Here is a 24,615-nt window from a genome sequence, read left to right as displayed (position 1 = left end):
ACGAGAGTTCTTCTAATCATCCCGCTGGAGGGTGGCACGCCGCAGAATTTCGGCCTCGCCCGCCGCGCGCATGGCTTCGACCGGCACGTCCGAACGCCCGGTCATCAGCTCCACCTGCCGCACCGCCTGGTGGAGCAGCATCGGGAACCCGCCGACCACCGTCCCGCCCGCCGCCTCGGCCGCGGCGGCCAGGCGCGTCGGCCACGGCGCGTAGACCACGTCGAACAGCGCGGGCACCCGCGCCACCTGCCCGGCGAAGGCGTCGGCCGCGCCACCCGGCAGCGTGGAGATCACCAGGTCGACGTCGAGCAGCGCGTCGAGCTTGTCGAACGTCTCGACGGCCAGCGCCACCCCAAGCCGCTCGGCCACCCCGGCCGTCTCCCCCGCCCTCGCGGGGTCGCGCACGACGAGCGTGGCCGCGTTGACGCCGAGCCCGCGAAGCGCGGCCAGCGCGGAGGCGGCCGTGGCGCCTCCGCCGAGCACCAGCGCAGAACGCGGCGCGGCGATGCCCGCCTCCGCGAGCGCCTGCTCGATCCCGTAGACGTCGGTGTTGTGGCCGTGTCTGGCGTTGCCGTCGAACACCACCGTGTTCGCGCCGCCGACCGCGACGGCCAGGTCGGAGACGGTGTCGAGCAGGGGGAGCACGGCGCGCTTGAGCGGCATCGTCAGCGACAGCCCCGACCAGTCGGCGGCCTCGAGCATGGCGGGCAGGCCGGCCTCGTCGCACTCACGCACCTCGTAGGTCCACCCGGTCAACCCCATGGCCGCGTAGGCCGCCCTGTGCAGGAAAGGCGAGAGCGAGTGCGTGATCGGCGAGCCCAGCACCGCCGCCCGTCCGGTGGTCCGCACACCTGCTCCTTCCGTGTCCCTGGGGTCCAGGAGACCATCTTCCCGTACGGCAGGCCCACCCGAGCGCCACCCCCGGCACGGGGCCGGGCCCCGTCCAGGGATACGCGTCACCGAGCGCACGTGGCCGGCCGCCCCAACGGAAGGCCCCGGCGAGCGCGGTGACGCCGCCCAGAAGGTCACCCGCCGCCGTTGCGCTCGAACTCCTGCTTCAGCTTCCAGAACTCGGCCTCGCTGGCGGTGAACTTCGTGACCCTGTTCTTGGGGTCGGTCGTCACGAAGAATCGGTAGCCGTCGTCGCTGGGGTTGAGCGCCGCCTCGATCGCGTGCTCGCCCGGGTTGCTGATCGGCCCCGGCGGCAGCCCGTGGTGCATGTACGTGTTGTACGGCGACTTGGTCTCCAGCTCGGCGTGCGTGGCGGCGATGCCGTACTTCTTGAGCGCGTACATGACGGTGCTGTCCATCTGCAGCTTCATCGGCGGCTTGAGGGAGAGCCTGTTGTAGATCACCTCGGCGATCTTCGGCATGTCCTCGTGCTTGCCCGCCTCCGCCTGCACGATGCTGGCGACCGTCATGATCTCGGCAGGGCTGTGGCCGAGCTGCTTGGCCGCCGCCTCCAGGTTCGTGGCGCCCGCCGCCTGCGTGTAGCGGTCGACCATCTGGGTGAGCATCTGGGTGGGGGTGGCGTTCGGCTCGAACTCGTAGGTCGCGGGGAAGGCGTAGCCCTCCAGCCCCTTGGCGTAGGACGGCAGGCCGATGGCCTCCTTGTCCTTGGCCGCCTCGACGAACTCCTTGCGCGGCTTCTTGGTCTGCTTGGCCAGGATGTCGAAGACCTCGGTGAGCCGCTTGCCTTCCTTGATCAGGATGGTGTTCTGCAGCTTCTTGCCCGACACGAGAGCCTCGACGGCGGCGGCGGCCGGCATGCCCTTCTTGAGGGTGAACTGGCCGGGCCGCAGCGCCGAGCTCTTGCCCGCGGCGTCGATGGCGTTGGTGAAGGCGCGCTCGCTGGCCACCACGCCCTGCGCCTGCAGGGTCTTGGCGACGTCGGCGGCGGTCTGGCCGTCCTTGACCTGGATCACCACTTCGGTGGTGCCTGGCCCCTTGAAGTCGTCGGGCACCAGCGCGTCGCTGAGCCACAGGTAGCCGTAGTAGCCGCCACCGCCGATGATGCCCACCAGGACGATCACGGCCAGCAGCGGGGCGAGGAAGCCGCCGCGGTTGCGGCGCCTGCGCCTGCGTCGGCCACGACCGTTCTTGCCGGAACCGCGAGAGCGGCCCCTGGCTCGACCTTCGTCGTCCTCGGCGCCTAGCAAAAAGTCCATATCGAGATCGTTCATAGATGCGGTGGCCAATCTCCCGGTACGGACGGCCTGGCGTCAAGGGGGTACGCCAAACCGGTGGGGGTTACCGAGCCGAACGAGGGGATCCGCCGGCCTTTAGCCGGTGACCAGCGGTTATCACTATGGGTAGCCATGCTAGGGGATGCGGCAAGCGCGAACGCCCCCACCCCGGCCCTGGGCCTCGGCGGGACTAAGAAGGTCCCGATCAGCATCAATGTGTCCCGAGGTAGTCGTTCAACTCTTCCCGGTATCTCACGAACTCACTCTCTTTGTCGGTGAATTTCGTGATTCTATGCTCCGGGTTGGTCGTGACAAACCAGTGCCAGCGCCCCTTGGCCGGGTTGACCGCCGCCAGGAGCGCCTTCTCCCCCGGATTGGCGATCGGCCCCGGGGGCAGCCCCTTGTGCCGGTAGGTGTTGTACCGGGAGCGCACCTTGGTGTCGTCGTGCGTCACCTTCAGCGTCCGCCTGTTCAGCGCGTACGTGACGGTGGCGTCGAGCTGGAGCGGGATGCCGCTCCGCAGCCTGTTGTAGATCACTCTAGCGATCTTCGGATAGTCGCCGTCCCTGCCGCCCTCGGCCTGGACGAGGCTGGCCACGGTGACGGCCTCCAGCGGCGAGAGCTTGACCCGCGCGGCGCGCGACTCCATCTCGATACTCGCCGCGGCCTGCTTGAACCGGGTGATCATCTGGCGCAGCAGGTCGGTCGCCGTCATGCCCGGCTCCACCTCGTAGGTCGCCGGATACAGGAAGCCTTCGAGGCCACGGGCGTAGCCCGGCAGGCCGAGGGTCGGCACCCTGGCGGTCTGGAAGTCCTTGAGCGGGATGCCCGACTGCCTGGCCACGTGCGCCAGCGCCTCCGCCAGCCGCATGCCGTCCGGCAGCGTGACCCGCTTGACCACCCGCGAGCCTGGAGCCAGCAGCAGGTCGAGCGCCGCGGCCGCGGCCATCCCCTTGCGCAGCAGGTAGGACCCCGGATGGAGGTTGGCCGCTTTGGAACGTTCCTCCGCGATGTTAGCGAACGACCTGGCGCTGGCGACCACGCCCGCGTCGGCCAGCAGCGCGCCGATGTCGCCGGCGCTGGCTCCCGGGTCGATCCGGACGGTGACCGTGCCCGCGCCCGACCCGTCGAAGTCGTCGGGCATGAGGTACGGCTTCAGCACCACGAATGCGGCGGCGCCGAGGGCCAGCATCGAGGCGGCGGCACCGCCCGCCAGCAACCCGGCCCTGCGCAGGGCGTCCCTGCCACGGGCGGCCCGCTCGTCGTCGGCCGCCCCGAGCGGGATCACTGCGCCAGCGGCGGGCATGTCGGGCCCGTCACCGCCGCCCTGGTCCTCGTCCTCGGTGGGCCTGGCGAACGGGATCACCTCGGCCAGCGAGTCGCCGTCGTCGCCGCCGGGCTCTTGCGCCGAAGGCAGTTCGGCGGCCGGCAGCGGAGCGGTGTCGTCAAGGGAGTAGCCTCGCGGTGGGCGGGGCCCCTCGTCCTGCGGCCCGCTCACCGGGCAGCCCCGCCGTCCGCCCCGGTGGGGGGCGGATCGACGGGTCTGCCCGGTGGCCGCTGAGTGGCCCGTTCGGCGTCGAGGGCGTCCTGCAGCAGCACGACGGCCGCCGCCTGGTCCACGACGGAGCGCTGCTTCTTGGCCTTGACCCCGCTGGCGCGCAGCCCCTGCTGGGCGGCGACCGTGGTGAGCCGCTCGTCGAACAGCCGCACCGGCACCGGCGCCAGCCGTACGGCGAGGTCGGCGGCGAAGGAGCGGACCAGGGCGGCGGCCTGGCCCTCACGGCCCGACAGCGACGTGGGCAGCCCCACGATCACCTCGATGGCCTCGTGCTCGGCGGCCAGGGCCGCGATGCGGTCGAGGTCTCCCGCGCCGCGCCGGACGGTCTCCACCGGAGTGGCCAGCGTCCCCGAGGGGTCGCTGCGAGCCACTCCGATGCGTACCGACCCGACATCGACGCCGAGTCGCGCGCCGAACCTCATGTCAGGCGAGCTGCCCCGCGATGGTCTCAGCGACCACGCGCAACGCCTCGTCGATCGCCTCAGGACGGGTGCCCCCGCCCTGAGCGACATCGTCCTTGCCGCCACCGCCACCCCCAAGCGCCTTGGCGGCGACGCCGACCAGTCTCCCGGCCTTGAGCCCCCGCTCGCGCCCCGCCTCGTTGACCGCGGCAACCACCACAGGCCGGTCAGAGGGGACCCCGGCGAGCACGACGACCGCCGGACGGTCGCCAGGGAACCTGCCGCGCACGTCAAGCGCGAGCTTACGCAGATCATCGGGGCCAGTGCCATCAGGCGCGCGGTGCGTCACGACGGAGACTCCGTGCAGGTCATGGGCCTGCGCGGCCAGCTCGCCGGCGATCTGGAGCACCTGGGCCGAGCGCAGCTTCTCCAGGTCCTTCTCCGCGGTGCGCAGCCGGGAGACGATGCCCTCGATGCGCTCGGGCAGCTCCTCCCTGCGGACCTTGAGCTGCTCGGTCACCTGGGCGACCAGCAGTGACTCACGGGCCAGGAAGCGGAAGGCGTCGATGCCGACCAGCGCCTCGACGCGGCGCACGCCCGCGCCGACCGACTGCTCGCCCAGCACCTTGACCAGGCCTAGTTGGCCGGAGGAGTGGACGTGGGTGCCGCCGCACAGCTCGCGGGAGTAGTCGCCGATCTCCACGACGCGGACCTCGTCGCCGTACTTCTCGCCGAACATGGCCAGCGCGCCCATCGCCCTGGCCTCGGCCTGGGAGGTGTAGAAGGCGTTGACCTTGAGGTCGTTGATGAGGACCGCGTTGACCTCGTCCTCGACGTCGCGCAGCACGCTGGGCGGGACCGCGCCGGAGGAGGTGAAGTCGAAGCGGAAGCGGCCGGGAGAGTTCTCCGAGCCCGCCTGGGCCGCCGTCTCCCCGAGAGCGTTCTTGAAGCCGCGGTGCACCAGGTGGGTGGCGCTGTGGCTGCGCGAGATCGCCTTGCGCCGCTCGACGTCGACCTCGGCCTGCACCTCGTCGCCCACGCGCAGCTCGCCCGAGCGGATCGTGCCCCTGTGCACGACCAGGCCCTTGATCGGCGACTGCACGTCGAGCACGTCGACCTGCGCGCCCGAGGTGCGCAGCACGCCCTGGTCGGCGAGCTGGCCGCCGCCCTCGGCGTAGAACGGGGTACGGCCCAGCACGACCTCGACGTTCGTGCCGGCGCCGGCCACGGGCACCGAGGCGCCGTCGACGAGGATGCCGACCACGCTGGACTCGGCGGTGGTCAGGTCGTAGCCGAGGAACTCGACCTTGCCCGCGTTCTCGAGCAGTTGGCCGAAGACGGAGATGTCGGCGTTGCCGGTCTTCTTGGCCGCCGCGTCGGCCTTGGCGCGCTCGCGCTGCTCCTTCATCAGGCGGCGGAAGCCATCCTCGTCGACCTTGAGCCCCTGCTCGGAGGCCATCTCCAGGGTGAGGTCGATGGGGAAGCCGTAGGTGTCGTGGAGCTGGAATGCCTGGTCGCCGGACAGAGTGGTGCCCGACTTGCGCTTGGTCTCCTCGACCGCGACGTCGAAGATCGCCGTGCCGGTGCGCAGCGTGCCGAGGAAGGAGGCCTCCTCGGCGTCGATGACGGCGTGGATCTGCGGCGCGTCGACCTTGAGCTCGGGGTAGGTCTCGCCCATCGCGTTGATGGTGACCTCGGTGAGCTCGTGCATGTAGCGCTCGTCGCCCGAGCCGAGCAGGCGCAGGTTGCGGATGGAGCGGCGCAGGATGCGGCGCAGGACGTAGCCGCGGCCCTCGTTGCTGGGCATGACGCCGTCGGCGACCAGCATGGTGCCGGTGCGCACGTGGTCGGCGATGACGCGCAGGCTGACATCGGCGCGCGGGTCTCGGCCGTAGCGGGTCTTGGTGAGCTCGGCGGCGCTGTCGAGGATCTTGTAGGTGGTGTCGATCTCGTAGAGGTTGTCGACGCCCTGCAGGATCGTCGCCATGCGCTCGAGGCCCATGCCGGTGTCGATGTTCTTGGCCGGCAGCTCGCCCGCCACGTCGAAGTCGATCTTGCTGCGTACCGCGCTGAGCTGGTACTGCATGAAGACGTTGTTCCAGACCTCGAGGTAGCGGTCCTCGTCGGCGACGGGGCCGCCGTCCCTGCCGTACTCGGGGCCGCGGTCGTAGTAGATCTCCGAGCAGGGGCCGCCGGGACCTGGCACGCCCATGTGCCAGTAGTTGTCCTCGAGGCCGCGGCGCTGGATGCGCTCCATCGGAACGCCGACCTTGTTGTGCCAGATGTCGATCGCCTCGTCGTCGTCGAGGTAGACCGTCACCCAGAGCTTCTCCTCGGGGAAGCCGAAGCCGCCGTCGGACTCCGACCTCGTCAGGAGCTCCCAGGCGAAGGGGATCGCCTGCTCCTTGAAGTAGTCGCCGAAGGAGAAGTTGCCGAGCATCTGGAAGAAGGTGGCGTGCCGGGTGGTCTTGCCCACCTCCTCGATGTCAGGAGTGCGCACGCACTTCTGGACACTGGCCAGCCGGGCCGCCGGAGGCTTGCGCTGCCCCAGGAAGTACGGCTTGAAGGGCACCATGCCCGCGGGCACCAGGAGCAGCGTCGGGTCCTCAGCGATCAGGCTGGCCGAGGGCACGACCTTGTGCCCACGCTCCTCGAAGAAGCGCAGGAAGCGGCGGGCGATCTCTGCCGACTCCATATCAGCGGCCATCCTTTGCGTTAGTGGTTGTGTCAGAGTTGTCGAGCCCGAAGCGGGATCGCAACTCGATTTCGCGGTCGGCGGCCTCGCCGAGCGCGTCCGAGGTAAAGTCTCTCACCTGCAGCAGCAGCCCGCTGGCGCTGTCGGCGGCTCTGCGGGCCACGTGGTCGGGCTTGAGCGACTGCAGCTTGCGCATCACCCAGAGGGCGCCGAACGCCCCGAGCGCCATGTAGAACAGTCGCCTGATCATCGACGCCGCCTGCTGCGCGGGTGCTTGCGGGCCTCGATGGCCCTGCGCACGCCGTGGCTGAGCGCGGAGACCCTGATCAGCGGCCCGGTGAAGATGGTCTGGGTGACGGCGCTGAGCTTGGCGGCGTGGCCGCTGACCTGCTTGACGTCTCTGGTGATGGCCTCGACGGCGACGAGCTGCCTGTTGGCCTCGTTGACCGTCATGCTCATGTCTTCAAGCAGCGGCACCACCCGCTCGTTGAGGTCGGCGACCAGCTTGGTGGTCTCCCTGAGCAGCCGCGCGAGCTTGACGAGCACCATGGCCAGAAAGCAGACGAGGATCGCCCAGGCCATGGCGACGATCAGCCCGGCCAGTTCTCCTGCGGTCAGCATCAGCGGATCCGTCCCCGTTGGCGTCGTGGAATGGAGAAGACCCTATCGTGCCTGATACCACGCGACGGCCTGTCGGCGGCATGTCGCGCCGAGCGGCTCACCTCGCCCGCGACCACGCGGAGTCGACCAGCTCGACCTCGAAGCCCTGCTCGTTCTCCAGGTAGGCCGCGTAGTGGTCGGGACCGCCCGCGTGCGGATGCCGGTCGGCGAACATCAGCTTCCAGCCGTGCGCTCCGGCCTCCGCCACGATCGCGTCGACGTCGTCGGCGTGGAAGGCCAGGTGGTTGAGGCCTGGCCGCATCCTGTCGTACGGTTCGCGCACCCGCGCGGGCGACTCCTCCACGACGATGTAGGTCGCCCCGTGCCGCCACGACCTGCCGCCCTCCCACTCCTGGAAGGGCTCGTAGCCCAGCCTGCCGAACAGCCAGGTGAAGCCGGGCAGCACCGCTTCCAGCGAGTCGACCCACAGCTCGACGTGGTGCAGGCTCATGCGGAGCCGCGCAGGAAGTCGCGGATGCGGGCCCAGCGCTCGGCGACGCCCGCCTCGGCGCCGTGTCTGGTCGGCTCGTAGTAGCGGCGCTCGCGCACCTCCTCGGGCGCGTAGTCCTGGCGGACCAGGCCGTGCTCGAAGTCGTGGGGGTACTTGTAGCCCTTGCCGTGGCCGAGCTTGGCCGCGCCGGGGTAGTGGGCGTCGCGCAGATGACCGGGCACCTGGCCGATCAGGCCGCGCCGCACGTCGTCGCCCGCGGCGCCGATGGCCTTGACGACGGCGTTGGACTTGGGCGCCAGCGCGCAGTGGATGACGGCGTGGGCCAGGTTGATGCCCGCCTCCGGCAGGCCGATGAGCTGCACGGCCTGGGCGGCGGCGACCGCGGTCTGCAGGCAGGTGTGGTCGGCCAGGCCGACGTCCTCGGAGGCGAAGATGACGATCCGGCGGGCGATGAAGCGCGGGTCCTCGCCCGCCTCGATCATCCGGGCCAGGTAGTGGAGGGCGGCGTCGGCGTCGGAGCCGCGCATCGACTTGATGAAGGCGCTGATGACGTCGTAGTGCTGGTCGCCCTGGCGGTCGTAGCGGACGGCCGCCTTGTCGACCGCCTTCTCCACGACCTCGACGGTGATGTCGTCGGCCAGCAGGGCGGCGGCCTCCAGGTAGGTCAGCGAGCGGCGCGCGTCGCCGCCGGCCAGCCGTACCAGATGCTCCAGCGCCTCGGGGGCCAGCGTGTTGCGGCCCGACAGGCCGCGCTCGTCGGTGACGGCCCGCTCCAGCACGGCGCGGATGTCGTCGTCGGACAGCGACTCGAGCGTCAGCAGCAGGGAGCGCGACAGCAGCGGCGAGATCACCGAGAAGAAGGGGTTCTCGGTGGTGGCGCCGATGAAGGTGACCCAGCGGTTCTCCACGGCGGGCAGTAGGGCGTCCTGCTGGGCCTTGTTGAAGCGGTGCACCTCGTCGACGAACAGCACGGTCTGCCGCCCCGTCATGCCGAGCTCGCGGCGGGCGTTGTCGATGGCCGCCCGCACGTCCTTGACGCCCGCCGACACGGCGGAGATCTCGACGAAACGGCGCTTGGTGACCCCGGCGACCACGTAGGCGAGCGTGGTCTTGCCGGTGCCAGGAGGCCCCCACAGGAACAGCGACATCGGCGCTTCGCTCTCGACGAGTCTGCGCAGCGGCGTGCCCTGGCCGAGCAGGTGGCGCTGGCCGAGCACCTCGTCGAGGGTGCGAGGGCGCATCCGCACCGCGAGGGGCTGGGGAGTGGCCTCCTCAGCGGCCGAATCGAACAGACTCTCCACAAACCGAGCCTACAGGCCCCACACCGCCCTGGCGCCCGAATCCCCTGCTCGGAACACGTAGTAGCCGGCCGCCACGGCCAGCACCACGCTCACCGCCGACAGCGCCAGCGCGGGCACGCGCAGCTTGGCGCGCGTCAGGTAGACCATCAGCAGGGAGGCGACGCCCAGACCGACCGTGGTCAGCAGCAACGGCAGGGCGAAGCTCTGGTGCTCGGCGATGCGCTGGCCGAGGTCGCCCTCCACCTGGGCGAAGCGCGCCTCCTTCAGGGCCGCGCCGCTCTGGCGGGCGGCGAACACCGCGAGGGGCGAGGCGACCGCCAGAGCGACCACCGCCCATCCGAGGTACGGCCGGAAGCGGGCCACGAGGGCGTAGACGACGGACGCGCCGACCAGCAGCGGGGTGAGCACCACGGCGAAGTGGATGATCAGCGGGTGGGCGGGTAGCCCCAGGATCTCGTTGAACATTTCATGACTCCGTTCTCATATGACTACGGATCCCACCACGCCGAGGTTCGCTGAGACCGGTTTCTCATCTACTTCTCAGGACATAAGCCCCATCTCTCCCTCCAGCTCCTTACGTCCAGCACATTCCCAAGCCCGATAGCATGCGCGGAGCAGTTTGGTCATGTGTCGGCAAACGTGGAGGAAATACCGGTGAGCGGCGAAGACCGCCAGAGCCAGCTGGCGCGGGAGCACAAGGAGCGGCAGGCGCAGCGTGCGGCCGAGCAGGCCGCCAAGGCCAAGCGGAACACCTTCATCGGCGCGGGAGTGGCGGTGGCGCTCGTGGCGGGCGGCATCATCGCGGCGACCACGATGCTCGGCACGAGCGACGCCAAGCCGATGGCCGCCGAGTCGCCCTCCGCCTCCCCCAAGGCCAGCACCTCGGTGCCCGCGGTGCCCTCGGCCGCCCCCTCGGCCTCTACGGGGCCGATCTCGTGCACCTACAAGAAGCAGGACGACCCCGCCATCCCGACGAAGTTCGTCGGGATGCCAGGCAAGAAGCCGAACAAGAAGCTCAAGCAGATGACGATCGACACCAACCGCGGTCAGATCGTCATCGACCTGATGACCGAGCAGGCCCCGTGCGCGGCCAACGCGATGGCCTTCCTCGCCAAGAAGAACTTCTTCGACGGCACCAAGTGCCAGCGCCTGGTCACGCCCGACGTGTCCGGCCTGCACCTGCTGCAGTGCGGCGACCCGCTGGCCAAGGCCGACGGCGTCAACCCCACCGACGGTCAGGGCTCGTCCGGCTTCACCTACCCCGACGAGAACATCGGCATGCCGTACACCCAGGGCGTGGTCTTCATCACCCAGCCGAGCGGCGCGGCGGGGCAGAACGGCAGCCAGTTCGCCATCTCGCTGTCGAACGACAACACCCAGATCCAGGGCGAGTACGGCGTGCTGGGCGTGGTCAGCAAGGGCATGGACATGATGCTGGGCCTGGCCAAGGGCGAGAAGGACCTCATCGTCAACCCCAACGACGTCACCGGCGACGGCGGCACGACCGTGCCGAAGAACCCGGTCGTCATCAAGGATGTCCGCGTCTCCTAGTGGTGATTCAGGTCACACCCGCGCCGCCGCCCGGCCCACCCGGGGCACGCTGGAGCTGTGACCGACAAACTGCCGTTCGAGTTCTTCTTCTCCCCGGAGTTCAGCGCGGACCCGTACGCGGTCTACGCCGGACTCCGGGCGAAGGGGCCAGTCCACCCGATCGACTTCCCGCCCGGCGCCAGCTCGTTCGTGATCGTCGACTACGAGTACGCCAGGCCCGCGCTGAACGATCCGCGCCTGTCCAAGAGCCTGACGAACGGCCCCGAGTGGTTCCGCGACGCGGTGTCGCAGCAGAACCCGGTGCTGGCCGACAACATGCTGATGTCCGACCCGCCCGACCACACGCGGCTGCGGCGCCTGGTGCAGAAGGCGTTCACCCCGCGCAGGATCGAGCAGCTGCGCCCGCGCGTCCAGCACATCACCGACGAGCTGATCGACTCGTTCGACGGCGACCGGATCGAGCTGATCGACGCCTTCGCCTTCCCGCTGCCGATCATCGTCATCTGCGAGCTGCTGGGCGTCCCCGACGCCGACAGGGCCGACTTCCGCGCCTGGTCGGGCACGCTGGTCAACCCCGTCCTCACCGAGGAACAGGCCAGGGACAACGAGGCGGCCAGCACGGCGCTGCGCGGCTACTTCGAGGCGCTGATCGCCGAACGGCGCGCCAAGCCCACCGACGACCTGGTCGGCGCGCTGGTCACCAGCACCGAGCTGAGCGAGCAGGAGCTGGTCTCGACGCTGGCGCTGCTGCTGATCGCCGGCCACGAGACGACGGTCAACCTCATCGGCAACGGCATGCTGGCCCTACTGCGCAACCGCGACCAGCTCGACCTGCTGCGGGCCGAGCCCGACCTGCTGCCGAACGCGGTCGAGGAGTTCCTGCGCTACGACGCGCCGGTGGAGCGCGGCACCTTCCGCATCGCGCTGGAGGACCTCGAGATCGCCGGGACGCCCATCCCGAAAGGCAGCTTCGTGCACGTCTCGATCGGCGCGGCAGGCCGCGACCCCAGCGTGTTCGAGCAGGCCGACGACCTGGACGTCACCCGCTCCGACAACCGCCACGTCGCCTTCGGCCACGGCATCCACTTCTGCCTGGGCGCTCCCCTGGCCCGGATGGAGGGCCAGATCGCCTTCGGCTCGCTGCTGCGCCGGTTGCCTGACATCGAGCTCGGCTGCGAGGAGCGGGAGCTGAGCTGGCGTTTCAGCGGCTCCATCCTGCGTTCCCTGGCCGCCCTTCCGGTGACGATCCGGCGCGGCTGACGGCTGAGGCGCGATGAGCCGGTACGGCAGGCCGTACCGGCTCATCCAAAGCGCTAGGCGTCGTCCTTCGGCTTGGCGTCGACGCCCGCCTCCTTGCGCTGCTCGGCCGTGATCGGCGTGGGCGCGCTCGTCAGCGGGTCGAAGCCCGAGGCGGTCTTCGGGAAGGCGATCACGTCGCGGATCGACTCGCCGCCCGACAGCAGCATGCAGATCCGGTCCCAGCCGTAGGCGATGCCGCCGTGCGGGGGCGGGCCGTACTTGAACGCCTCGAGCAGGAAGCCGAACTTCGACTCGGCCTCCTCCTTGGAGATGCCGAGGACGTCGAAGACGCGCTGCTGCATCTCGGCGCGGTGGATACGGATCGAACCGCCACCGATCTCCATGCCGTTGCAGACCATGTCGTAGGCGTAGGCCAGCGCCTCGCCGGGGTGGTCCTGGAAGTTGTCGGCCCACTCGGGCTTCGGCCCGGTGAACGGGTGGTGGACCGCGGTCCAGCCGATCTCGCGGCCGACCTCGTCGTGCACCGGCTCGAACATGGGCGCGTCGACCACCCACAGGAACGACCACTGCGACTCGTCGATCAGACCGCAGCGGCGGCCGATCTCCAGGCGGGCCGCGCCGAGCAGGTCGCGCGAGGAGTGCCGGGCGCCGGCCGCGAAGAAGATCGCGTCGCCCGGCTTCGCGCCGACCTTGCCGGGCAGGTCGGCCACCTCGACCTCGGACAGGTTCTTGGCGACCGGGCCGCCGAGCGTGCCGTCGGCCTGCACCAGCACGTAGGCCAGGCCGCGGGCGCCGCGGGACTTGGCCCACTCCTGCCAGCCGTCGAGCTCCTTGCGGGTCTGCGAGGCCCCGCCCGGCATGACGACCGCGCCGACGTACTCGTCCTGGAAGACGCGGAAGGTGGTGTCCTTGAAGAACTCCGTCAGGTCGACGAGCTCCTGGCCGAAGCGCAGGTCGGGCTTGTCGGAGCCGTAGCGGGCCATCGCGTCGGCGTAGGTCATGCGCGGCAGCGGCGTGGGCAGCTCGTAGCCGAGGATCTCCTTCCAGATCCGGCTGATGAGCGCCTCGCCGACGGCGATCACGTCCTCCTGGTCGACGAAGGACATCTCGACGTCGATCTGGGTGAACTCGGGCTGCCGGTCGGCGCGCAGGTCCTCGTCGCGGTAGCACTTGGCCAGCTGGTAGTAGCGCTCGAGACCGGCCACCTGCAGCAGCTGCTTGAACAGCTGGGGCGACTGCGGCAGCGCGTACCAGTTGCCCGGCTGCAGGCGCACCGGCACCAGGAAGTCGCGGGCGCCCTCGGGGGTGGAGCGGGTCAGCGTCGGCGTCTCGACGTAGACGAAGCCGTGCTCGTTCATCACCTCGTTGGCCAGGTAGGTGGCCTTGGAGCGGATCCGCATCGCGTTGGCGACCTGCTGGCGGCGGATGTCGAGGTAGCGGTAGCGCAGGCGCGCCTCCTCCGACACCCCCGTGCTGCCCTCGATCGGGAACGGCAGCGGCGCGGACTCGCTCAGCACCTCGACGGTGGAGGCGACGACCTCGATCTCGCCGGTGGGCAGCTCGGGGTTGGCGTTGCCCTCGGGGCGGATCCTGACCTCGCCGATCACCTTCACGCAGTATTCGCTGCGCAGGCCGTGGGCGTCGTCCTCCTCGCGGAAGACCACCTGGGCGGAGCCGGAGGCGTCGCGCAGGTCGATGAAGACGACCCCGCCGTGGTCACGGCGGCGGGCCACCCAGCCCGCCAGCGTCACCTGCTGCCCGGCGTTCTCCTTGCGGAGCTCCCCGGCCTTGTGCGTGCGAATCACTGCAGCTTTCCCTTCAAGACGTCAGCGACCTGGGCCAGCGGCACCTCGGTCTGCTCTGCGGTGGTCAGGTCCTTCACTTGTACGGCTTGCGCCGCCAGGTCACGATCGCCGAGGATCAGCGCGAACCGGGCGCCCGAACGGTCGGCCCCCTTCATCGCGCCCTTCAGCCCCTTGCCGCCGAAGGCCATGTCGGCCGCCAGGCCCGCCGTGCGCAGCTCCTCGACGAGCAGGAACATCCGGCGGCGCGCCTCGTCACCCAGCGGGACACCGTACACCTGGACGCGGCCGGCGGCCTCGTCGTCGAGCAGGCCCTCGGCCTCCATCGCCAGGATCGTGCGGTCGACGCCGAGCGCCCAGCCGACGCTGGGCAGCGCGGGCCCGCCGATGACCTCGCTGAGCCCGTCGTAGCGCCCGCCGCCGCCGACGGCCGACTGTGAGCCGAGCCCGTCGTGGACGAACTCGAAGGTGGTGCGGGTGTAGTAGTCGAGGCCGCGCACCAGGCGCGGGTCGTCGGTGAAGGGCACCTGGCAGGCGGTCAGCAGGGCGCGGACCTCCTCGTGGTAGGCCTTGCACGCCGCGCACAGGTGGTCGACGACCAGCGGCGCGCCCTTGAGCTGCTCCTGCACCTCGGGGCGCTTGTCGTCGAGCACGCGCAGCGGGTTGATCTCGATCCTGGCCCTGGTGTCCTCGTCGAGGTCGAGGGCGCGCAGGAAGTCCTGCAGCGCGGCCCGGTAACCGGGCCTGCACGCCCTGTCGCCGAGGGAGTTGAGCAGCAGCCTGACGTTGCGCAGGCCGAGGTCGCGGAAGCCGCGCCAGGCCAGCACGACCAGCTCGGTGTCGAGGGCCGGGTCTTCGGCGCCGAGCGCCTCGGCGCCCACCTGCCAGAAGTGGCGGTAACGGCCCTTCTGCGCCCGCTCGTAGCGGAACTGGCTGCCGGAGTACCAGAGCTTCACCGGCAGCTGCCCGGTGTGCAGGTTGTGCTGCAGGACGGCGCGCACGACGGGAGCGGTGCCCTCGGGGCGCAGGGTCAGCGACCTGCCCGCCTTGTCGGGGAAGGTGTACATCTCCTTCGCCACGACGTCGGTGGATTCGCCGACGCCGCGCTTGAACAGCTCGGTGTCCTCGAAGACGGGCGTCTCGACGTAGCCGTAGCCCGCCTGCCGTACCGGGGCGACGAGAGTCTCGCGCACGGCGAGGACCCGCTCGGAGCGGGGCGGCAGCCAGTCGAAGGTGCCCTTGGGTGCTTGGAAAGTCATCAGATCCCTCGTGTGGGACCGGCGTGCGGCGCGGCTTCCTTGAGGTAAGGGTTGGTGGCGCGCTCGCGGCCGATCGTGGTCTGCGGTCCGTGGCCCGGCAGGACGACCGTCTCGTCCGGCAGCGGCAGGCACTTGGTGGCCAGGCTGCGCAGGATCGTCGGGTAGTCGCCACCCGGCAGGTCAGAGCGGCCGATGGAGCCGGCGAACAGCAGGTCTCCCGAGAACATGATCTCCTCTGGAGGCAGCCTGAAACTCACCGACCCCCTGGTATGGCCGGGGGTGTGGTCGACCACGAACTCCATGCCCGCCAGCTCCATGACCGCGCCGTCGGACAGCTCGCGCACGTCGTCGGGCTCGCTCAGCGTGATGCCCCCGAACAGCTGGTTGGAGGTCGGGGACCAGCCCGCGGCGGGATCGCTCAGCAGGTGGCGGTCTTCAGGGTGGATCCACGCGGGGACGTCGCGGGCGCCGCACACGGGGGCGACCGACCAGACGTGGTCGAGGTGACCGTGGGTGAGAAGGACCGCGACGGGCTTCAGCCGGTGCTCGCGAAGCAGGTCGTCGACGCCGTCGACGGCGTCCTGACCAGGATCGACGATCACACATTCCTCGCCGGCGGCTGGCGCCACGAGGTAGCAGTTGGTCTGGAACGCCCCTGCGGGGAAGCCTGCGATGAGCATCTGCCTCGGCTGAGTCTCGTCAAGAATGCGGATGAGAATGTAACCGAAGCGTACCGGTGCTGGCCGCTGGGCTGCGAACCATTACCGGTTGGCCGATACGATTCGCCCACCTCAGTTGATTCGATAGGGAGGCAAAGCGGTGTCCACGGGCAAGGACCGCCAGCGCCAGCTGGCACGCGAGCACTACGAGCGGCAGATGCAGCGTCGTGTCGAACGCGAGACCAAGACCAAGCGCACCGCCGTCATCGGGTCGACCGTGGGCGTCGTCGTGGTCGTGGGCGGCATCATCGCCGCGGTCGCCCTGCTCGGCGGCGGCGGCGACACCGCGGCCTCCGAGCCGCCGTCGGCCGCCCCCACCGCCTCGGCGTCGGCCGTGGCCGGCCCCAAGCCCTTCGACCCCGCGACGGGCGAGTGCGGCTACCTCCCCGACACCAGCGGCACGGTCAAGGACGTCGGGCTGCCGCCGGCCAAGGCCGAGGCCAAGGACGCGACCATGACGCTGAAGACCAGCCAGGGCGACATCGTCGTCGAGCTCAACGGCGTCAAGGCCCCCTGCACCGTCAACTCGCTCAAGCACCTGGCCGCCAAGAAGTACTACAACGGCAGCAAGTGCCACCGCCTGGGCAGCGCGCAGTTCCCGATGCTGCAGTGCGGCGACCCGACGGCCAAGGCCGACGGCAAGGCGCAGACCGACGGCCAGGGCGGTCCCGGCTACCGGCTGACCGAGGAGAACCTGGAGGGCGCCACCTACAAGCGCGGCGTCATGGCGATGGCCAAGACCAGCGAGCCCGGCACCACGGGCAGCCAGTTCTTCCTGGTCTTCGGCGACATCGGGCTGAGCCCCGACTACACGCCTGTCGGTACCATCACCAAGGGTCTCGACATCCTCGACAAGGTCAACAAGGCGGGCGTCCTCACTCCTGGTCCGGACGGCACCGGGGCACCCAAGGAGACGGTCGAAATCAAAGACGTGACAATCTCTGCCAAGAGCTGACGTAATACAACTAGGGGCAGTAGTCCCCGAAGGGTCTGATGAGAGTGCGGGAGGACACGGTGAGCACCGACCCGTGGGGCCGGGTAGACGACGACGGCACCGTCTACGTGCGTACGGCCGAGGGAGAGCGGGCCGTCGGGTCCTGGCAGGCCGGTGAGCCCGAAGAGGCGCTGGCCTACTTCCACCGCAAGTACGACGAGCTGGCGGGCCAGGTGCAGCTGCTCGAACAGCGCGTCAAGGGCACCGACCTGGCTCCTGCGCAGGCCGAGGCCACCATCGTCAAGCTGCGCGAGGCCGTGGCCGACGCGCACGCCATCGGCGATCTCGGCGCGCTCGTCAAGCGCCTCGACGCGCTGACGGAGCTGGTCGCCAAGCGCCGCGAGGAGGTCAAGGCGGCGCGCGATGTGGCCAGGGCCGAGGCCAAGGCGGTCAAGGAGCGCATCGTCGCCGAGGCCGAGCGCATCGCCGACGAGACCACCCACTGGAAGTCGGGTGGTGAGCGGCTGCGCCAGCTGGTGGAGGAGTGGAAGGCCGCCGAGCGCATCGACCGGGTGACCGAGGCCACGCTGTGGAAGCGGCTGTCGGCCGCCCGTACGGCTTTCGCCAAGCGGCGCAAGGCCTACTTCGCCGGGCTCGACGAGCAGCGCGAGGGCATCCGGGCCTTCAAGGAGCGGATCGTGGTGGAGGCCGAGGCGCTGGCCGACTCCACCGACTGGGGCCAGACGGCCGCCGTCTACCGCGAGCTCATGCACCAGTGGAAGTCGGCGGGCAGGGCCTCGCGCGAGGCCGAGGACGAGCTGTGGGGCCGTTTCAAGGCCGCGCAGGACCAGTTCTTCCAGGCCCGGTCGGCGGTCTTCGCCGAGCGTGATGCCTCGCTGGCCGCCAACGCCGAGGCCAAGGAGGTGCTGCTGGCCGAGGCGGAGAAGATCCTGCCGGTGACCGACCCGCGCGCCGCCCGCGCCGCGCTGCGCTCGATGCTGGAGCGCTGGGAGGCTGTCGGCGCGGTGCCGCGCGAGCAGCGCGACCGGCTGGAGGGCGGCCTGCGCCGCGTCGACGAGGCGGTGCGCAAGGCCGAGGAGGCGGAGTGGAAGCGCTCCAACCCCGAGGCGAGGGCCCGCGCCCAGAGCGCGGTCGACCAGCTGCGCACCTCGATCGAGCAGCTGGAGAAGAAGCTCGCCAAGGCCCAGGCCGCCGGGCGGGCCAAGGACGTCAAGGACGCCGAGGAGGCGCTGGCGGCCCGCCGTTCGTGGCTGGAGGAGGCCGAGCGCACGCTCGCCGAGTTCAGCTGATCGTTCAGCTGATCCCAAAGGCTCCGGGCCGGCCGTGCCGCCCGGAGCCTTTTCGGCGAAATCCGGTCTGAGATTCAATCTTTCCCGATTCCCGGGCAAATCGGCGCACAAATGTGATCACAGAGGGTCATTGGGCCTCCCCCTTTTTCCTCTTTTCTTCTTACGATCACAGGGCTCTCGGATATCGGCGAAAGGGTCAAGATGACGATCGAGATCAAGCCCGTCGAAGAGGTGGAGACGACCGGAAACAGCAACAGCTGCTGAACCGTTCGTGCGGGGCCTCGACAGAGGCCCCGCACCGCCTCTCACGGAGCCCCGCCCATGCGCGAACGGATTCAGGTGAATCCGGCGTTCCCCCTGTTCATTGACGATTCCCGTGAACAGGTCAGGCTCGGCGATTTTCCGCCGACCGGCCGCGTGCTCTCCTCCGCGGAAAAGCCGCTGCGCGAGCTGTTCAGGCTCTGCGCCGGGCGTCCGCGTTCGCGACAGGAGCTTTACCGGCTGCTTGACGGTGTCACCGCCGACGAGATAGACGCGGCGATCGGACAGCTGCTCGCCGCCCGTCTCCTGGTCACCGAGAGCGATCTTTCCGCGCTGGCCGCCGACGACCGGTTGTCGCGACAGGCGCTGTTCCTGTCGATGTTCCATCCCGCGGGCCGGGCGGTCGCCGCCATGCGCGATCTGGCCGACATGCGGATCACGGTGCTCGGCGCCGGTGCCATCGGCGGCGCGGTCGCCGTCCAGCTCGTCACCGCGGGCGTGCGGCGGCTGACGCTCGTCGACGACGACCTGGTCGAACCGTCCAACCTGCACCGCCAGCACCTCTACACCACCGCCGACCTCGGCAGGCCCAAGGTCGGCGCGGCCGCGGACAGGCTGCGCGCGCACGCGCCCGACGCGGAGATCGTCGAGGTCGAGCGCCGTATCGAGGGGCCGGACGACGTCCCCGTCCAGGGCGCGGACTTCGTGGTCAACACCGTCGACACCCCGCAGCCGCACATCGTCCGCTGGGTCAACAGGGCCTGCGTCCGGGCGGGCGTGCCGTTCGTGACCGGCGGCTTCAACCAGCACGTGGGCCTGATCGGCCCGCTCGTGGTGCCCGGCAGGACCGGATGCCTCGCCTGCAGGGAGCGCGCGCTAGCCGAGCGGTACGGCTCGGCCGAACTGCCCACCGCCGACAACGCCGGTCGCACGATCCCCGCCTTCGGCCCCCTCTGCGCCGCCGTCTCGGGCCTGCTGTCCGCCGAGATCGTCCGCCACCTGACCGGCACGGGACCGCCCGCCATCGAGGACAGGACGGTGCACCTGAACCTGCTCGACCTGACCACCACCGCCCACCCGTTCGAGCGGCTGCGCGACTGCGAGGTCTGCGGGTGAGGCCCGACCTGAGCTTCCTCAGCGTGGTCGAGGACGGCCCCGACGACTACGTGGTGGGCAACGGCTCGACGTTCGTCAACGTGCCGGGCATCGCCGCGAAGGTCCTGGCGCTGCTGGACGGCACCAGGACGGTCGAGGAGGTCAGGAAGGAGGTCATGGAGCGTCACGGCGCCGACGTGGACGTGGCGGCCTTCGTCGGCGGCCTGGACGGCGCGGGGCTGCTCAAGGAGCCCGACCTCCCGCCGAGCCCCTGGGACCGCGTCAGGCCGCAACACGTGCGCTGGCTCTTCTCCCCCGCGGCCAACGCCGTCGTCGCGCTGACGGCCCTGTGCGCCCTCGCGGCCGTCGTCGCCAGGCCGCGGATCGTGTCCGGCATGTCGGGCCTGGTGTGGTCGAACAGCCTGGCCTTCACCCTGTCGTTCGCGATCGGCTCGTGGGTGCTGGTCTTCGTCCACGAGCTCAGCCACATCCTGGCCGCCCGATCGCTCGGCGTGCGGGCTGAGCTGTCGCTCGGCACCCGCCTGCAGTTCCTCGTCGTGCAGACCAACGTCACCGGCGTCTGGCGGCTGCCCCGCCGCGCCCGCTACCGCGCCCACCTGGCCGGCATGCGCACCGACCTGTTCCTGGCCGCCGCCGGCCTCTGCCTGCTGTACGTCACGGAGAACGCCGTCGCCCGCCTGGTGGTGGTCATCTGCGCCTCGCAGATCGTCTGGCAGTTCCTGTTCTTCATGCGCACCGACGTCTACTACGCCTTCGCCAACGCCACCGGCAACAAGAACCTCATGGCCGACGCCCAGGCCCACCTGCGCCGCAGCGGCGAGGACGCGCCGCGCGCCGTGCGGACCTACGCCTGGTTCCTGGTCGCGGGACGCGTGCTCGGGCTGGCCTACCTGCTCGGCTACACCGTGCCGATCACGGTCGCGGTGTGCAGGCAGGCGCTCGCCGAACTCGGCTCCTCGGTGCTGCCGCTGCTCACGCTGGCGATCGTCGCCTTCGGCTGGGGCCTGTACCTGTGGGTGTTCATCCGCCCGAGGCTCCGCTGACCCGGTAGACGTCGTAGACGCCCTGGATGCTGCGCACGGCCTTCAGCACGTGGCCCAGGTGCTTGGGGTCGCCCATCTCGAAGGTGAACTTGCTGACGGCCACCCTGTCACGCGAGGTGGTCACCGACGCCGACAGGATGTTGACGTGCTGGTCCGACAGCGTGCGCGTGACGTCGGACAGCAGGCGCGGCCGGTCGAGCGCCTCCACCTGGATCGCCACCAGGAACACCGAGTCCTCGTTGGGCGCCCATGTCACCTCGACGAGGCGGTCGGGCTGCTCCTTGAGCTGCTCCACGTTGGAGCAGTCGGAACGGTGGACCGAGACGCCGTGGCCGCGGGTGACGAAGCCGACGATGTCGTCGCCGGGCACCGGGGTGCAGCAGCGCGACAGCCGTACCCACACGTCGGAGTCGCCCGCCACCACCACGCCCGCGCCGCCACCGCCCCTGGGACGGCGGCTGAGCCTGGTCGGCAGCGAGACCTCGGCGATGTCCTCCTCGGCGCTGTCGACGCCGCCGATGGAGGCCACGAGCTTCTGCACGACCGCCTGCGCGGCGATGTGGCCCTCGCCGACGGCCGCGTAGAGGGCCGAGACGTCCGGGTAGCGCAGGTCGCGGGCCAGCGCGAGCAACGCCTCGCCCGACATGAGCCGCTGCAGCGGCAGGCCCTGCTTGCGCATGGCCCTGCCGATGGCCTCCTTGCCCGCCTCGATCGCGGTCTCGCGGCGCTCCTTGGAGAACCACTGCCTGATCTTGTTACGGGCCCGGCCCGACTTGACGAACTTCAGCCAGTCACGCGAAGGACCGGCGTCGGGCGACTTGGAGGTGAAGATCTCGACGGTGTCGCCGTTGCCCAGGCGGGACTCCAGCGGCACCAGGCGGCCGTTGACGCGGGCGCCGATGCAGCGGTGGCCCACCTCGGTGTGGACGGCGTAGGCGAAGTCGACGGGCGTGGCGCCCTCGGGCAGCGCCACCACCTGGCCGCGCGGGGTGAAGACGTAGACCTCCGACACCGACAGGTCGAAGCGCAGCGACTCGAGGAACTCGCCCGGGTCGGAGGTCTCCTTCTGCCAGTCGAGGAGCTGGCGCAGCCACGCCATGTCGCCGCCCGGCTTGACCTTGCCCGAAGGGCCGGGAGCGCCCGCCTCCTCCTTGTACTTCCAGTGGGCGGCCACGCCGTACTCGGCCCTGTGGTGCATCGCGTGCGTGCGGATCTGCAGCTCGACCGGTTTGCCCTCGGGACCGATCACCGTGGTGTGCAGCGACTGGTACATGTTGAACTTGGGCATCGCGATGTAGTCCTTGAACCGGCCGGGCACCGGGTTCCACCGCGCGTGGATCGTTCCGAGCGCCGCGTAGCAGTCGCGGACCGAGTCGACGAGGACCCTGATGCCCACCAGGTCGTAGATGTCGTCGAAGGCCACGTCGCGGGCGATCATCTTCTGGTAGACCGAGTAGTAGTGCTTCGGCCTGCCCTTGACCACCGCGCGGATCTTGGCGTCGCGCAGGTCGGCCGAGACCTTCTCGATGACCTCCTGCAGGAACAGGTCTCTGCGCGGGGCCCGCTCGGAGACCATCCGGGCGATCTCGTCGTAACGCTTCGGATACAGCATCGCGAACGCGAGATCCTCGAGCTCCCACTTGATCGTGTTCATGCCCAGGCGGTGGGCCAGCGGGGCGAAGATCTCCAGCGTCTCGCGGGACTTCTGGTGTCGCTTGTGCTCCGGCAGGTAGCGCATCGTGCGCATGTTGTGGAGGCGGTCGGCGAGCTTGATGACCAGCACCCGGATGTCGCGCGACATCGCCACGACCATCTTGCGCACGGTCTCGGCCTGCGCGGCGTCACCGAACTTGACCTTGTCGAGCTTGGTGACGCCGTCGACGAGCAGCCCGATCTTGTCGCCGAAGTCGCCGCGCAACTCTTCCAGGCTGTAGGCGGTGTCCTCGACCGTGTCGTGCAGGAGGGCCGCGCACAGGGTCTCGTCATCGGTGCCGAGCTCGGCCAGGATCGTCGCCACGGCCAGCGGGTGGGTGATGTACGGGTCGCCGCTCTTCCGCTTCTGGTCGCGGTGATGGTAGGCGGCCACGTCGTAGGCACGCTCGATGAGGCGAAGATCCGCCTTGGGATGGGTGGCGCGGACCGTCCTGAAAAGCGGTTCCAGCACCGGATTCATGGCCCCACCCCCAAACCGTCGTCGACGCACCGAAGGAACGCCGGACCCTCCATCGGAATTTCCGGCTTCGGTTGCGTCGGGCACGACTACCTCACGGGGCACACAGACTCCTCACGTTCGAGTCCAGATCCCTCAGTGTATCCAGGTGCGTCGACCACGTGTCGGCCGGTCGGCAATCACACGATCACGAGCGCCCGCAGGTCGACGTCCGGCAGCCGCTCGCGACCCTTCAGAAAGGCCAGCTCCATGAGTACGGCGACGCCGACGACCTCGGCGCCCGTCCGCCTGACCAGCTCCACCGTCGCCTCGGCCGTGCCGCCCGTGGCCAGCACGTCGTCGACGATGAGCACGCGGTCACCGGGGACGAACGCGTCCTGGTGCACCTCGATGGTGGCCGAGCCGTACTCCAGGTCGTAGGAGGCCTCCAGGGTCGCGGCGGGCAGCTTGCCCTTCTTGCGGACCGGCACGAACCCCGCCTGGGCGCGGCAGGCGGCGGGGGCGGCCAGGATGAAGCCGCGCGCCTCGATGCCGACGATCTTGTCGACGTCCGGGAAAAGCCCCGCGAGCTCGTCGACGACCGCGCCGAAGGCCTGCGGGTCGGCCAGGAGCGGGGTGATGTCCTTGAACACGACGCCCGGCTTCGGGTAGTCGTTGACGTCCCTGATCCGGTCGAGGATCAGCTGGCTCAGCTCGCTCACGTCGGGCTCTCTCCCTCTTCGTCCATCGTCTGCACGTCTCGTCGGCCGCGTCTCTTCGGCCGCGCGTTGCCTGCCGGACGCATCACCTTCCCACAAACCGGCCCCGCCGACGACACCGGACCCACCCGCCTGACGGCAGACCGACGCCCCGGCACTGAAACCCTCTGGGTGGCGGCAGAGCGACGCCCTCGTCCCCTGGTGCGGGGGCGAGGGCGTCAGGCCGTGGTGGTCAGTTCTTGGCGGTAGCGGGCCGCTTGGCGCCGCCCTTGCCCCCGCCGGTGGCCGCCAGACGCTTGGCGATCGCCTGGTACTTCGGCTCGCGCTCCTTCAGCGTCACCAGCAGCGGCGTCGCCACGCACAGCGAGGAGTACGTGCCGACGAGCATGCCGACGAACAGGGCGAGCGAGAGGTCCTTCAGCGTGCCCGCGCCCAGCACCGTGGTGCCGATGAACAGGATCGCCGCGACCGGGAGGATGGCGACGAGCGAGGTGTTCAGCGACCTGATCAGTGTGTGGTTGAGCGCGTCGTTGGCGGCCATCGTGTACGTCTTCTTGGAGGTCGTGCCGAGCTTGGCGGTGACCTCCTTGATCATGTCGAACACGACGACCGCGTCGTACAGCGAGTAGCCGAGGATGGTGAGGAAGCCCAGCAGGGTGGCGGGGGTGACCTCGAAGCCCGACCACGCGTAGATGCCCGCGGTGATGACCAGGTCGTGGATCAGCGCGACGATCGCCGCCAGCGCCATCTTCGGCTCGAAGGCCATGCTCAGGTACAGGATGATCGCGAGCATGAACACGCCGAGGCCGATCCAGGCCTTGGTCGCCACCTCGCCGCCCCACGAGGCGCCGATCGAGGTGATGGAGATCTGCTTGGCGTCGACGCCGAGGTCCTTGGAGACCGCCTGCTGCACCTTGGTGAGGTTGGCCTCGTCCAGGGTCTCGGTGGTCACCCGCCAGCCGCCGGTGCCGGCCTGCTGGACGATCGGCTGGTGGACGCCCGCGTCGGTCATGGTCTCGCGGACCTGCTCGATGCCGGCCTTCGGCGCGGTGAAGGAGAACACCGAGCCGCCCTTGAACTCCACGCCCAGGTTGAGCGGGCTGCCGTTGGTGACGGCGCTGAAGACAAGCCCCGCGAGGGAGAAGACGATGAGGAAGGCCGACAGGCCGTACCAGAGCTTGCGGCGGCCGACGAAGTCGACATCGATCTCGCCACGGTAGAGGCGACGCCCGAGTCCCAT

The 24,615-nt window shown here is 70.0% G+C and carries 22 protein-coding genes; 6 read left to right on the top strand and 16 right to left on the bottom strand.

Annotated elements, in window-relative coordinates:
• Nucleotides 1-12: 12 nt before the first annotated feature.
• From ACFXJ8_RS19395 to ACFXJ8_RS19350, 10 genes are all read right to left on the bottom strand, one after another.
• Nucleotides 13-849, bottom strand: coding sequence for a shikimate dehydrogenase (locus ACFXJ8_RS19395; protein ID WP_379645284.1), 837 nt, complete (start codon nt 847-849; stop codon nt 13-15).
• 176 nt (nt 850-1,025) lie between these two features.
• Nucleotides 1,026-2,168, bottom strand: coding sequence for an endolytic transglycosylase MltG (mltG, locus tag ACFXJ8_RS19390; protein WP_379645283.1), 1,143 nt, complete (start codon nt 2,166-2,168; stop codon nt 1,026-1,028).
• A 229-nt stretch (nt 2,169-2,397) separates the two neighbouring features.
• Nucleotides 2,398-3,684 (bottom strand): endolytic transglycosylase MltG, encoded by a 1,287-nt coding sequence (gene mltG / locus ACFXJ8_RS19385; RefSeq protein WP_379645282.1) that lies wholly within the window; start codon nt 3,682-3,684, stop codon nt 2,398-2,400.
• The gene (gene ruvX / locus ACFXJ8_RS19380; protein WP_379645281.1) at nt 3,681-4,166 is read right to left on the bottom strand and encodes a Holliday junction resolvase RuvX; all 486 of its coding nucleotides are present in this window, start codon (nt 4,164-4,166) and stop codon (nt 3,681-3,683) included. Before ruvX ends, mltG (ACFXJ8_RS19385) begins: the two co-directional genes overlap by 4 nt.
• Nucleotide 4,167: 1 nt before the next feature.
• Nucleotides 4,168-6,840, bottom strand: coding sequence for an alanine--tRNA ligase (gene alaS, locus ACFXJ8_RS19375; protein WP_379645280.1), 2,673 nt, complete (start codon nt 6,838-6,840; stop codon nt 4,168-4,170).
• A 1-nt stretch (nt 6,841) separates the two neighbouring features.
• Complete coding sequence (locus ACFXJ8_RS19370) at nt 6,842-7,090, bottom strand: hypothetical protein (RefSeq protein ID WP_379645279.1); 249 nt, start codon at nt 7,088-7,090, stop codon at nt 6,842-6,844.
• Nucleotides 7,087-7,461: a DUF948 domain-containing protein gene (locus ACFXJ8_RS19365; protein WP_379571603.1), complete on the bottom strand. Its 375-nt coding sequence runs from the start codon at nt 7,459-7,461 to the stop codon at nt 7,087-7,089. Before ACFXJ8_RS19365 ends, ACFXJ8_RS19370 begins: the two co-directional genes overlap by 4 nt.
• Nucleotides 7,462-7,558: 97 nt before the next feature.
• Nucleotides 7,559-7,951, bottom strand: a complete 393-nt coding sequence (locus tag ACFXJ8_RS19360; protein ID WP_379645278.1) for a VOC family protein — start codon at nt 7,949-7,951, stop codon at nt 7,559-7,561.
• Nucleotides 7,948-9,192, bottom strand: coding sequence for a replication-associated recombination protein A (locus ACFXJ8_RS19355; protein ID WP_379645310.1), 1,245 nt, complete (start codon nt 9,190-9,192; stop codon nt 7,948-7,950). The genes ACFXJ8_RS19360 and ACFXJ8_RS19355 overlap by 4 nt, the downstream gene beginning before the upstream one ends.
• Before the next feature lie 69 nt (nt 9,193-9,261).
• Nucleotides 9,262-9,717 (bottom strand): DUF2231 domain-containing protein, encoded by a 456-nt coding sequence (locus ACFXJ8_RS19350; RefSeq protein ID WP_379645277.1) that lies wholly within the window; start codon nt 9,715-9,717, stop codon nt 9,262-9,264.
• Nucleotides 9,718-9,906: 189 nt separating this feature from the next.
• On the opposite strand from ACFXJ8_RS19350, the gene ACFXJ8_RS19345 reads away from it, so the two are divergent.
• Together ACFXJ8_RS19345 and ACFXJ8_RS19340 are read left to right on the top strand one after the other, a co-directional pair.
• Complete coding sequence (locus tag ACFXJ8_RS19345) at nt 9,907-10,803, top strand: peptidylprolyl isomerase (RefSeq protein ID WP_379645276.1); 897 nt, start codon at nt 9,907-9,909, stop codon at nt 10,801-10,803.
• 57 nt (nt 10,804-10,860) lie between these two features.
• On the top strand, nt 10,861-12,063 hold the full coding sequence (locus ACFXJ8_RS19340; protein ID WP_379645275.1) for a cytochrome P450: 1,203 nt from the start codon (nt 10,861-10,863) through the stop codon (nt 12,061-12,063).
• A 53-nt stretch (nt 12,064-12,116) separates the two neighbouring features.
• On the opposite strand, the gene aspS is transcribed toward ACFXJ8_RS19340, so the two are convergent.
• The 3 genes from aspS to ACFXJ8_RS19325 are packed head-to-tail and all read right to left on the bottom strand — an operon-like array spanning nt 12,117 to nt 15,804.
• Complete coding sequence (gene aspS / locus ACFXJ8_RS19335; protein WP_379645274.1) at nt 12,117-13,868, bottom strand: aspartate--tRNA ligase; 1,752 nt, start codon at nt 13,866-13,868, stop codon at nt 12,117-12,119.
• Nucleotides 13,865-15,124, bottom strand: coding sequence for a histidine--tRNA ligase (hisS, locus tag ACFXJ8_RS19330; RefSeq protein WP_379645273.1), 1,260 nt, complete (start codon nt 15,122-15,124; stop codon nt 13,865-13,867). Before hisS ends, aspS begins: the two co-directional genes overlap by 4 nt.
• Nucleotides 15,124-15,804, bottom strand: a complete 681-nt coding sequence (locus tag ACFXJ8_RS19325; protein ID WP_379645272.1) for an MBL fold metallo-hydrolase — start codon at nt 15,802-15,804, stop codon at nt 15,124-15,126. Before ACFXJ8_RS19325 ends, hisS begins: the two co-directional genes overlap by 1 nt.
• Before the next feature lie 139 nt (nt 15,805-15,943).
• Between ACFXJ8_RS19325 and ACFXJ8_RS19320 the strand changes: the two genes are divergently transcribed.
• The 4 genes from ACFXJ8_RS19320 (at nt 15,944) to ACFXJ8_RS19305 (ending at nt 20,507) form a co-directional block, all read left to right on the top strand.
• A complete protein-coding gene (locus tag ACFXJ8_RS19320) occupies nt 15,944-16,798 on the top strand; it encodes a peptidylprolyl isomerase (RefSeq protein WP_379645271.1) in 855 nt (284 codons plus the stop codon).
• A gap of 38 nt (nt 16,799-16,836) precedes the next feature.
• Nucleotides 16,837-18,087: a DUF349 domain-containing protein gene (locus tag ACFXJ8_RS19315; RefSeq protein WP_379645270.1), complete on the top strand. Its 1,251-nt coding sequence runs from the start codon at nt 16,837-16,839 to the stop codon at nt 18,085-18,087.
• Nucleotides 18,088-18,408: 321 nt separating this feature from the next.
• Nucleotides 18,409-19,464 (top strand): TOMM precursor leader peptide-binding protein, encoded by a 1,056-nt coding sequence (locus ACFXJ8_RS19310; RefSeq protein WP_379645269.1) that lies wholly within the window; start codon nt 18,409-18,411, stop codon nt 19,462-19,464.
• Nucleotides 19,461-20,507: a hypothetical protein gene (locus tag ACFXJ8_RS19305; protein ID WP_379645268.1), complete on the top strand. Its 1,047-nt coding sequence runs from the start codon at nt 19,461-19,463 to the stop codon at nt 20,505-20,507. The genes ACFXJ8_RS19310 and ACFXJ8_RS19305 overlap by 4 nt, the downstream gene beginning before the upstream one ends.
• On the opposite strand, the gene ACFXJ8_RS19300 is transcribed toward ACFXJ8_RS19305, so the two are convergent.
• The 3 genes from ACFXJ8_RS19300 to secF form a co-directional block, all read right to left on the bottom strand.
• The gene (locus ACFXJ8_RS19300) at nt 20,485-22,680 is read right to left on the bottom strand and encodes a RelA/SpoT family protein (RefSeq protein WP_379645267.1); all 2,196 of its coding nucleotides are present in this window, start codon (nt 22,678-22,680) and stop codon (nt 20,485-20,487) included. The genes ACFXJ8_RS19305 and ACFXJ8_RS19300 overlap by 23 nt on opposite strands.
• A 176-nt stretch (nt 22,681-22,856) precedes the next feature.
• Nucleotides 22,857-23,378: an adenine phosphoribosyltransferase gene (locus ACFXJ8_RS19295; RefSeq protein WP_379645266.1), complete on the bottom strand. Its 522-nt coding sequence runs from the start codon at nt 23,376-23,378 to the stop codon at nt 22,857-22,859.
• 229 nt (nt 23,379-23,607) lie between these two features.
• Complete coding sequence (gene secF, locus ACFXJ8_RS19290; protein ID WP_379645265.1) at nt 23,608-24,615, bottom strand: protein translocase subunit SecF; 1,008 nt, start codon at nt 24,613-24,615, stop codon at nt 23,608-23,610.

The organism is Nonomuraea sp. NPDC059194 (genome assembly GCF_042754765.1).
Classification (GTDB): Bacteria; Actinomycetota; Actinomycetes; order Streptosporangiales; family Streptosporangiaceae; genus Nonomuraea.
Note: the sequence above shows the minus strand (reverse complement) of the source record. Positions and strands in the feature narration are given on the sequence as shown.

What these genes read in the sequence shown, in the direction of transcription:
- mltG (WP_379645283.1), bottom strand. Translation starts at nt 2,168, where the DNA reads ATGGACTTTTTGCTAGGCGCCGAGGACGACGAAGGTCGAGCCAGGGGC.
- ruvX (WP_379645281.1), bottom strand. Translation starts at nt 4,166, where the DNA reads ATGAGGTTCGGCGCGCGACTCGGCGTCGATGTCGGGTCGGTACGCATC.
- alaS (WP_379645280.1), bottom strand. Translation starts at nt 6,840, where the DNA reads ATGGAGTCGGCAGAGATCGCCCGCCGCTTCCTGCGCTTCTTCGAGGAG.
- ACFXJ8_RS19370 (WP_379645279.1), bottom strand. Translation starts at nt 7,090, where the DNA reads ATGATCAGGCGACTGTTCTACATGGCGCTCGGGGCGTTCGGCGCCCTC.
- ACFXJ8_RS19365 (WP_379571603.1), bottom strand. Translation starts at nt 7,461, where the DNA reads ATGCTGACCGCAGGAGAACTGGCCGGGCTGATCGTCGCCATGGCCTGG.
- ACFXJ8_RS19360 (WP_379645278.1), bottom strand. Translation starts at nt 7,951, where the DNA reads ATGAGCCTGCACCACGTCGAGCTGTGGGTCGACTCGCTGGAAGCGGTG.
- ACFXJ8_RS19355 (WP_379645310.1), bottom strand. Translation starts at nt 9,192, where the DNA reads ATGCGCCCTCGCACCCTCGACGAGGTGCTCGGCCAGCGCCACCTGCTC.
- ACFXJ8_RS19350 (WP_379645277.1), bottom strand. Translation starts at nt 9,717, where the DNA reads ATGTTCAACGAGATCCTGGGGCTACCCGCCCACCCGCTGATCATCCAC.
- hisS (WP_379645273.1), bottom strand. Translation starts at nt 15,124, where the DNA reads ATGACTTTCCAAGCACCCAAGGGCACCTTCGACTGGCTGCCGCCCCGC.
- ACFXJ8_RS19325 (WP_379645272.1), bottom strand. Translation starts at nt 15,804, where the DNA reads ATGCTCATCGCAGGCTTCCCCGCAGGGGCGTTCCAGACCAACTGCTAC.
- ACFXJ8_RS19315 (WP_379645270.1), top strand. Translation starts at nt 16,837, where the DNA reads ATGAGAGTGCGGGAGGACACGGTGAGCACCGACCCGTGGGGCCGGGTA.
- ACFXJ8_RS19310 (WP_379645269.1), top strand. Translation starts at nt 18,409, where the DNA reads ATGCGCGAACGGATTCAGGTGAATCCGGCGTTCCCCCTGTTCATTGAC.
- ACFXJ8_RS19300 (WP_379645267.1), bottom strand. Translation starts at nt 22,680, where the DNA reads ATGAATCCGGTGCTGGAACCGCTTTTCAGGACGGTCCGCGCCACCCAT.
- secF (WP_379645265.1), bottom strand. Translation starts at nt 24,615, where the DNA reads ATGGGACTCGGGCGTCGCCTCTACCGTGGCGAGATCGATGTCGACTTC.